This window comes from Deltaproteobacteria bacterium (assembly GCA_003696105.1).
Lineage (GTDB): Bacteria > Myxococcota_A > Polyangia > Haliangiales > J016 > J016.
The window spans coordinates 1-8,931 of sequence record RFGE01000295.1; the positions used below are offsets into that span (position 1 = coordinate 1).

The 8,931-nt window shown below is 74.3% G+C and carries 6 protein-coding genes; 3 read left to right on the plus strand and 3 right to left on the minus strand.

The genetic code is table 11. The features are described 5' to 3' along the window. The first annotated feature begins 44 nt into the window (after positions 1 to 44). The gene (locus D6689_18720) at positions 45 to 1,964 is read left to right on the plus strand and encodes a hypothetical protein (protein ID RMH38740.1); all 1,920 of its coding nucleotides are present in this window, start codon (positions 45 to 47) and stop codon (positions 1,962 to 1,964) included. Between the two features lie 21 nt (positions 1,965 to 1,985). On the opposite strand, the gene D6689_18725 is transcribed toward D6689_18720, so the two are convergent. Next, the gene (locus D6689_18725) at positions 1,986 to 2,207 is read right to left on the minus strand and encodes a hypothetical protein (GenBank protein ID RMH38741.1); all 222 of its coding nucleotides are present in this window, start codon (positions 2,205 to 2,207) and stop codon (positions 1,986 to 1,988) included. Positions 2,208 to 2,548: 341 nt separating this feature from the next. Here D6689_18725 and D6689_18730 point away from each other — a divergent pair, with 341 nt between their 5' ends. After that, positions 2,549 to 6,223 carry a peptidase gene (locus tag D6689_18730; GenBank protein ID RMH38742.1) on the plus strand — a complete coding sequence of 1,225 codons (3,675 nt, stop codon included), beginning with the start codon at positions 2,549 to 2,551 and terminating at the stop codon, positions 6,221 to 6,223. A gap of 130 nt (positions 6,224 to 6,353) precedes the next feature. Continuing rightward, positions 6,354 to 7,637 (plus strand): serine--tRNA ligase, encoded by a 1,284-nt coding sequence (locus tag D6689_18735; GenBank protein ID RMH38743.1) that lies wholly within the window; start codon positions 6,354 to 6,356, stop codon positions 7,635 to 7,637. 16 nt (positions 7,638 to 7,653) lie between these two features. Here D6689_18735 and D6689_18740 read toward each other — a convergent pair whose 3' ends face one another. Further along, complete coding sequence (locus D6689_18740; protein ID RMH38744.1) at positions 7,654 to 8,355, minus strand: DUF434 domain-containing protein; 702 nt, start codon at positions 8,353 to 8,355, stop codon at positions 7,654 to 7,656. Positions 8,356 to 8,370: 15 nt separating this feature from the next. Further along, a partial coding sequence (locus D6689_18745) for a hypothetical protein (GenBank protein RMH38745.1) occupies positions 8,371 to 8,931 on the minus strand: 561 nt, incomplete at its 5' end.

Below are 8,931 nucleotides of genomic sequence, written 5' to 3' on the forward strand. Positions count from 1 at the left end.
AAATGCGGTGAAGTCGCGTCCGGTTTGCGTTACGTTTCGCCCCGATGCGTTCGACCGGAGCCTGGACGGCGGGCGCGGTGGTCGCCGGCCGCTTCCGTCTCGTCGCGCCTGTGCCCGACCCGCGCGCGCCGCGCAGGTGGCGCGCCGAAGACCTCGTCGCCGCTCGCGACGTGGCGCTCACGGCTTACCCGGCGACCGACGAGTTCGAGCGGCATGCGCGAGCCGTACCGCGCGCGCCGGGGATCCCCCACGTGATCGACGTCGGTCGCGTCGACGACGATTCCATGTACGTCGCGACCGAATGGGTGCGCGGCGAATTGCTGTCGACGGCGCTCGAGCGAATCGAACGCTTCCCCGTCGACCGCGCGCTGCGCATCGCCGCGCGCATCGCCCGCGTCCTCGATGCCGCGCATTCGGCCGGTGTCGCCCACGGCCGACTCGTACCCGGGCGCATCGTACTGTCGCCGCGCGACGGCGACGACAGCGCCGCGTTCGTCCTGGACCTGGGCATTCCATACGCGGAGGCTCCGTCCGCAGACGAACTCATGTATCGCGCGCCGGAGCAGTTCGCGACCGCGGCGGCCGGCGCCCCCAGCGCGTCGACGGCCGGCTCGGGCGGCGCGCGCGCCGACGTGTACGCGCTCACCGTCATCCTGTTCGAGATGGTCACGGGGCGCCCGCCGTTTTGCGCGGACGGTGACGACGACCACGCGATCGCACGGATGCACCTACACACACCTCCGCCGCGCGCCGCCGAAGTCGCCGTCGACGTGACCGTGTCCGACGAGGTCGAGGCGATCTTGCGCGACGGGCTCGCCAAATGCGCCGGCGACCGCATTCCGTCGGTGGCGGAGTTCGCCCGCCGGATCGAGGCGGCGCGGGCCGCGGCCTGCGCGCGGCCCGCCCCCAGGTGTTCCGCATCCGCATCGTTTCGGGATGCCCCACGGTCTCCCGCCGCCGCCGGCGGTCGCGCAGTGCGGTTGACGGCGACGCTGCCGCCGCCTCCCGCGCCCGTGCCCGGCGTGGTGCGCGCCATCGCGCAACCCGCCCCCCGCGCGCGCAGGCGGCGCGCACTCGCCGCGGCGGCGACGATGGCCGTGGCCGCGGTCGCCGCGGCTGCCTGGGCGATCGTCGGCGCGCGCCCCGCGGGACGCGACGCGCGCGCGGACGATGCCCGTACGGCCGCGGCGACGCCGGCCGTCGCCGCGGCCGCACCGCGCGCTGCGGCCGTACGGCGAACGGCGGCGTCGCGGATGTCGGCCCTGCCACCGGCCGCCGCCATGCCGCCGCCGGCGGACGCGCCGCGGAGGCCCGGCGCGTCGCGCTCGGGAGACGCACGGCCGCCCGCGAGCGCGCCGGCGACCGTCGCCGCACGGCCCACTGCCAACGCGCCCCGGATCGCCGGCGCGACGGACGGCGCCGACCGGGCGCGCCCCGCCGGCGCGCGCGGCGCCGACGAAGCCGGCGCCCGCAGCGGCGCGCACAGCGCCGACGAAGCCGGCGCCCGCAGCGAGGCCGGCGCCGACCCCGGCCTGGTGGACCCGCCCGCATCGGCCGCCGCCGCCGCCGATCGCGCCCGCGCGCTCGCGGGGGACGGTCGCTGGGAACAGGCGATCGCGCTGCTGCGGCAGTGGCGCATGCGCGCCCCCGGTGACGCCGCGCTCGCCGCGCTGCAGGGCACGCTCTACCTGCAGCGCTTCTGGTGTCGCGACGGGTTCGCCGCCTACCGCGATGCGTTCGCGCTCGACCCGAGCCTGCGCGCGGACCCGACGGTGGTGCGCACCGCGGTCCGCGCTCTGGGCAGCCGCCGCAACCACCGCCGCGCAGCCGAGTTCATCCTCGACGAGATCGGCGAACCGGCCATCCCCTTCCTCGAACAGCTTGCACGCCGGAGCGCATCAGCCGCCGTGCGCGCCCGGGCCGAGCGCGTGCTCGCACGCCTGCGCAACCGCGTGTCGGGGTAGCGACCGCCGCCGGCCGCCAACCTATCGCCACCAACCGGCGCGCCGCCGCCAGATCGGTAGCGGCTCGCCGGGCGGAAACAACGGCCGGTGCGCCGCCACGATCTCCGGCGCGCCGACCGACGATCGCCCCCGCGGGCCGCGGTCGACCGGGACGCCGTCAGCGCGCAGAACCGCGTCGCCCGCCGCGCGCCGTGCGCGCCGAGCTGCGGTCTCCTTGGTGATGAGCCCGTCTTGTCCGGTCATCCCCCTCCCCGAGGACGGACGCCCCTCCGCGCGCCCGCCCACCGCCGTCAGCCAACCGCGAACCGCCGGCGCCGCGTGGAGTCGATGTACGCGCCGACGGCCGTGCCGAGCCCGAGCCCGAGCGCGACCCACGACGACAGGTCGCCCGTGGCGGCGCCGATTGCGGCCCCGATGGTCACTCCGAGGAACATCGCGAACGCAACCATGTCCCAAAAATTAGAGCGGCAAACGCCGCTGTCAACGTCCCTGCTGCCCGCGGTTCTCACCGGCTGCCAGCGCCGTCGAGCACCTGCCAGCGGCGGCCGGTTGCCGCGCGGCGTGCGGCGCGGTGTAACTCCGGCATGCGAGCTTGCGCCTCCTTCGCCGCTGTCGCGGCCGCCGTCGCCGCCTCCTGTGCTCCTGCCGACGCCCCGCCGCGCGCGGCCGCCGGCTCGGCGACCGCCGCCCGCCGCGGCGTGTCGTGGCTGCCGGCGCGCGCCGCCGCCGGCGATACCGCGTTCCGCTGGGCCGGCCGCGTCGCGCCCCGCGCCGACGTCGTCGCCGCCGGCGTGCAAGCCGTCGCCGACTGGCACCTCGCCCGGGAAGCCGCGCGCGACCGGCTGCCGGCCGCCGCGCTGGCCGCGGCCGCGCCGGCGCTGGTCCACGACACGGGCCGAGGCGGCGTGCTCGTCACCTACGTCCAGCAGCCCGACGGCGTCGAGGTGTTCGGCCAGCGGCTGTCGCTGATGATGACCCGCGACGGCCGCCTGGTGGCGGTAGCGGGTCGGCTGCACCCCGCGGCGGTGCCGGGCATCACCGCCAAACTCGGCGGCTTCCCGCTGCGGCCCGAGGCCGCGGCCGCCGCCGCGCTGTCGGACGCCCGCGGCGTCGCGATCTCGGCCGCCGCGTTCGTCGACCGCGGCGAGCGCCCCGGGCACTACCGCGCGCTGCAGCTCGCCGCGTCGCGCCCGCCGTCCCTCGCCGGCGTCTCGCTGGCGCGCCCGGCGCGCGCCAAACGCGTGCTGTACCCCGACGGCGACACGCTGCGCACGGCGTACTACGTCGAACTGGACATCACGGAGCCCGGCTCGACCGATGCGTTCGCGTGGGCGTACGTGGTCGACGCGCGCGACGGCGCCATCCTCACCCGCTACCCGCTCACGTTCTCCGATCGGTTCGAGTACCGCGTGTGGGCCGAGCCGACGGCGCCGTGGCGTCCCGACGACGGGCCGAACAACGACGCGACGCCACATCCGACGGGCACGCCCGACGGCTACGACCCCGGGTTCGCCGCGCCGCGGCTCGTCGACATCGAAGGCTTCAACACCAACCCAGACGGCACCGCCGACCCGTGGCTGCCCGCCGGCGCGACCGTCACCACCGGCAACAACGTCGACGCGTACGCCGACCACAACGCACCCGACGGCTTCTCCGACGGCGACATTCGCGCCACGACGACCGGCGACCGGTCGTTCGACCGAATCTACGACGTGACGCTCGCGCCGTCGGCCAACCCCGAACAGGTGCAGGCCGCGATCACGCAAATCTTCTACACCGTCAACTGGCTGCACGACTGGTACTACGACTCCGGTTTCGACGAGGCGTCCGGCGTCGCGCAGGCCGACAACTACGGCCGCGGCGGCATCGACGGCGATCCGCTGCTCGCCGAAGCGCAGGACACCAACGGCCGCACGCTGGACAACGCCAACATGTCGGCGTTCGCCGACGGCAGTTCGCCGCGCATGCAGATGTACCTGTGGTCGGGCAAGCGCACCGATGTCGGCGAGACCCGATTCGAGATCACGGAGCCGGAGTCGATCGCGGGAACGTATCGCGTGTCCGCCTCCGCGTTCGGCCCGACGGAGGAGACGAGCGCGACCGGACCGCTGGTGCTGATCGACGACGGCTCGGCCAACCCGACGCGCGCGTGCGAGGCGATCGACGGCGACCTGTCGGGCGCGATCGCCGTGGCCGACCGCGGCGACTGCACGTTCGTCACGAAAGCGCGCAACGCACAGCAAGCCGGCGCCGCGGCGCTCATCATCGTCAACAACGACACGGCCGACCCGAGCGCACTGCCGCCGCTCGGCGGTGACGCGACCGACATCGACATCCCCGTGCTCGGCCTCGCGTACACGGACGGCACGGCGATCAAGGACGCGCTGGGGGCGGCGTCCGCGCGCGCCACCGCATCGCGCGCCGGCTTCATCGAGGGACTGCGCCACGACGGCACGATCGACAACGGCGTGGTCGCCCACGAGTGGGGCCACTACCTGCACGCCCGCCTCGGCCGGTGCGGCGGTTCGCAGCAGTGTGCCGGCCACGGCGAGGGATGGGGCGACTTCGTCGCGCTGCACATGATCGTGCGCGAAGGCGACGACTACGACGGCACCTACGCGGTCGCGGGCTACGCGACCGCAAACCAGAGCGAGGACAGCTACTACTTCGGCATCCGGCGCGTGCCCTACTCCACCGACATGACGAAGAACGCGCTGACGTTTCGCCACATCTCGGACGGCGAGCCGCTGCCGGACAGCCATCCGATCCGCGAGTTCGGCCCGAACTCCGAGGTCCACAACGCCGGCGAGGTATGGGCGACGATGCTGCACGAGGGCCACATCGCGCTCATCACCGACGGCCGACTGTCGTTCGACGAGGCGCACCGGCGCATGTCCGACTACGTCGTCGCCGGCCTCAAACTGTCGGGCGCCAACCCGACGTACACCGAGATGCGCGACGCCATCCTCGCGGCGGCGGCGGCCGCAGACAGCAAGGACTTCGCCGCGCTCGCCGCGGCGTTCGCCAAGCGCGGACTCGGCACCGGCGCCGTATCGCCGCCGCGCGACTCGATCGATCTCACCGGCGTCGTGGAGAGCTTCGACGTCGCCGGCCAGCTCGGCCTCACCGACGTGGCGGCCGTCCTCGGAGACGGCGACTGCGACGGCGACGGCGTCCTCGACGCCGGCGAGACCGGCGTCATCGACGTGACGGTGACGAACACCGGGGCGGCGGCCCTGAAGGCGACCACCGTGACGCTGTCGACGTCCACGCCCGGCGTGCGGTTCCCGGCCGGCGACACGCTGTCGCTCGCGCGCCTCGAACCGTTCGACAGCGCCACGGCGTCGTTCGAGGTCGCGATCGACGACACCGTCGAGGGTATCCAGGTGCTCGCGCTCGACGTCACCCTGGCGGACGACGCCGCGGTCGTCACCGACGTGACCTCCACCGTCCACCGGCGCATCAACTACGACGTCCAGCTCGCGGCGTCCGCGACCGACGACGTCGAGGCCGACGCGACCGTGTGGGCCGTCGAGGCCGACCCGGCGACTCCGGTGGTCGACGCGTGGCAACGCGTCGCGGCGAGCCCGACCGAACACGAGTGGCACGGCGAGGACCTCGGCGAGCCGTCGGATCACTGGCTGCGGTCGCCGGCGGTGCACGTGTCCGACGACGGCGAGTTCACCGTCGCCTTCGATCATCGCTACCGATTCGAGGCCAGCGAACAGGGCGGACCGGGCGGCCAGATCGTCTACTGGGACGGCGGCGTCATCGAGATCTCGACCGACGGCGGAACCACCTGGACGGACGTGGCCGACTTCGCCGACCCGGGCTACGGCGGCACGATCACGACGCAGGCCGGCAACCCGCTCGGCGGCCGCAACGCGTTCGTCGGCCAGAGCGCCGATTATCCGAACATGACGCACACCGAGCTGCGGTTCGGCGATCGGTTCGCCGGCCAGACCGTCGCGCTGCGGTTCCGCATCGGCACCGACGCGGCGGTGGGCGACGCGGGGTGGTTCATCGACAACATCGCGCTGGCCGGCATCGACGACACACCGTTTGCGGTGATCGCGGACAACGCCGAGTGCGCGGCGACGCCGCCCGGCCCCGATGCGGGCGTGGACGACCCCGGCGACGCCGGCGGCTGCGGCTGCGCCGCGACGGGCGGCGGCCGAACCGCGGCCGGCGCGTGGTTGCTGTGGCTCGGCGTCGGCGCGTGGCTCACGCGGCGCCGGCGCCGCCGCGCGCGGGCGTAGCCGCCGGCGCACGCGCGACGACGAGCGGCTCGCCGCCGGCGCCGCCGCGCGCCGTGACGCGCGCGGTCGCCCGCGCCGCCCCGTGGTAGAAGTAGGCGATGCCCACGACCGAACCGAGCCGGGAGCCCGCATGATCGACATCGAGCTGATCCGCCGCGACCCCGACGCCGTACGCGCCGGCCTCGCGCGCAAGAGCGACCAGATCGACATCGGCCCGATCCTGGACCTCGACCGCCGCCGCCGCGAGATCATCGGCGCACTCGACGCCAACCGCGCGCGCCGCAAGCAGGTGGCCAAGGAGATCGGACGCGCGCGCGCGCAGGGCGGGACCGCCCCGGAGTTGGAGGCCGAAGCGGCCGACATCAAGGCGGCGATCGCCGCGATGGAACAAGAACTCGCCCGCGTCGAGGCCGAGCTGAACGACCGCGTCGCCGAGCTGCCGAACATCCCCGACGAGCGCGTCCCCGACGGCGGCAAGGACAACAACCGGGTCGTCCGCGTGTTCGGCGAGCCGCCGGCGCTGCCCGACGGCGCGGCCGATCACGTCGAGCTGTGCACGCGCCTCGACCTGGTCGACTACGAGCGCGGCGTCAAGCTCGGCGGCAGCGGGTTCTGGATCTACAAGGGGCTCGGCGCGGCGCTCGAGTGGGCGCTGCTCGACTTCTTTTGCCGCGAGCACTTTCGCGACGGCTACACGTTCGTTCTGCCGCCCCACCTGCTCGTGGAACACTGCGGGTTCGCGGCCGGGCAGTTCCCCAAGTTTCGCGACGACGTGTTCCACCTTCAGACGGCCGAGGGCGAGCGCGAGCGGTTCCTGCTGCCGACCGCCGAGACGGCGATCCTCAACATCTACGGCGACGAGATTCTGGATCGCGAGCGTCTGCCGCTGAAGATGTTCGCGTACACGCCGTGCTACCGGCGAGAAGCCGGGGGCTACCGCACCGACGAGCGCGGCACCATCCGCGGCCACCAGTTCAACAAGGTCGAGATGTTTCAGTTCGTCGAGCCGGACGACGCGGACGCGGCGCTGCAGGAACTCGTACGCCGAGCCGAGTCGATCGTCGAAAAGCTCGGCCTGCACTTCCGGACATCGCTGCTGGCCGCGCGCGACGTGAGCGACTCGATGAAGATGACCTACGACGTCGAGGTGTGGATCCCGAGCCTGGGCGGCTACAAGGAGGTGTCGTCGGCCTCGTGGGCCGGCGACTACCAGGCGCGCCGCGCCAACATCCGCTACCGGCCCGAGGGCCAGAAACGGACCGCGTTCGTCCACACGCTCAACGCCTCGGGGCTCGCGACGAGCCGACTGTTGCCCGCGCTGGTCGAGCAACTTCAGCAGCCGGACGGCTCGGTCCTCGTCCCGGAACCGCTGCGACCGTGGCTCGGCGTCGACCGCATCGTGCCGCCGGCGTAGCGGCGCGCGACCGCGGTCACAGCGCAACCCGCCACACCGGCGCCCCGGTTGCCGCGAGCGCCGCCGCCGGCAGATCGATCCACGCGCCGCAGCGGTCGAGCACCGCGCCGTCGCTCGTGGCCACGACCGCGTCGGCGGCGGCCGCCGCCAGCGCGCGATCGGGCGCGTCGACCACCTCGACCTGCCATCCCGGCGCCGCCGCGCGCAGGCGCGCCGCCAGCCGTCCGCTGTTGGACACCGGCCGGTCCAGCCAGCAGATGACCCGCTGTGCGCCCGCGGCGGCCGCGACCAGCGCCGCGATCGCGGCCGCCGTCTCGGTCACGATCCGATAGCTGCCGTGCACGGCGCTGAGATCGCGCAGGGCGCCGTCGCGGCCGGCGACGACGACGGCGCCCGCCAGCGCCGCCTCGACCGTCACGACGCAGTTGAACCCGTCGATCGCCAGCGCGCGGTTCGCGAGCGCCGCCGCGCCCACGCGGCGCGCGCGGCGAGCGCGGCGCCGGGCCTCCGCGCACGCCGCGCGCCGCACCGCCAGCCGCTGGCGCGTGCGGAGCTGGAAGCGGTCGCCGACCAGGGCGGTGGCGGCGGCGACGGCATAGCCGCGCCCGAGCAACCACGACAGATCGTCCGTCGCCTGGCGCAGCACCGGCAGCGCAGAGGCGGCGAACAGGGCCGGATCCGCCGGGTGCGGTCCGCGATGCCGCCGTCGATCCGGCACGCCCGCCCCGCCGCGCTACGGCGCGCAGTTGAGCGGCGACTGCGTGGCGTCGACCGTGTAATCGGTCGCGTCGATCCCCTCTTGGCCCGTGTTGCGGTGGATCGCGCCGCCGGCCGGGATTGCGGGCAGGCAGTCGCCGCTCCACTTGCCGGCCGCCTCGGCCGTCGCCTTGCGCACCTTCTGCCCCGTCCCCCAGCACAGGTAGTCGAGCACGCTGTTGGGCGATGCGTAGGCGCTGTCCTTGTACAGCACCAGCTCGCCGCCGGCCTCGGACAGGCTCGACGCCGCGGGCAACGGAATGGTCGCGAACCCGTGCGCGGGGACGGTCACGGCGTCGGCGCTCACCAGCGGGTAGGTCGGGAACACGCACCAGCGATGGCCCGTCAGCGTCGACAGATCGACATCGCTGTCCGTGTGATTGAACAGTTCGAGGTAGCCGCCCGCCACGCTCAGCTCGGAGATCACCACGTCGAACAGCCCGACCGCCGTCCCGTCGTCGGCCACGAGAAACTCGGGACACGCGCCGGCATCGGCGGGCGTCCCGTCGGGCGCCGGCGCCGCGTCCGGCCCGGCGCC

Coding starts and splice junctions, on each gene's coding strand:
- D6689_18735 (RMH38743.1), top strand. CDS start 6,354: ATGATCGACATCGAGCTGATCCGCCGCGACCCCGACGCCGTACGCGCC.
- D6689_18725 (RMH38741.1), bottom strand. CDS start 2,207: ATGACCGGACAAGACGGGCTCATCACCAAGGAGACCGCAGCTCGGCGC.
- D6689_18730 (RMH38742.1), top strand. CDS start 2,549: ATGCGAGCTTGCGCCTCCTTCGCCGCTGTCGCGGCCGCCGTCGCCGCC.
- D6689_18720 (RMH38740.1), top strand. CDS start 45: ATGCGTTCGACCGGAGCCTGGACGGCGGGCGCGGTGGTCGCCGGCCGC.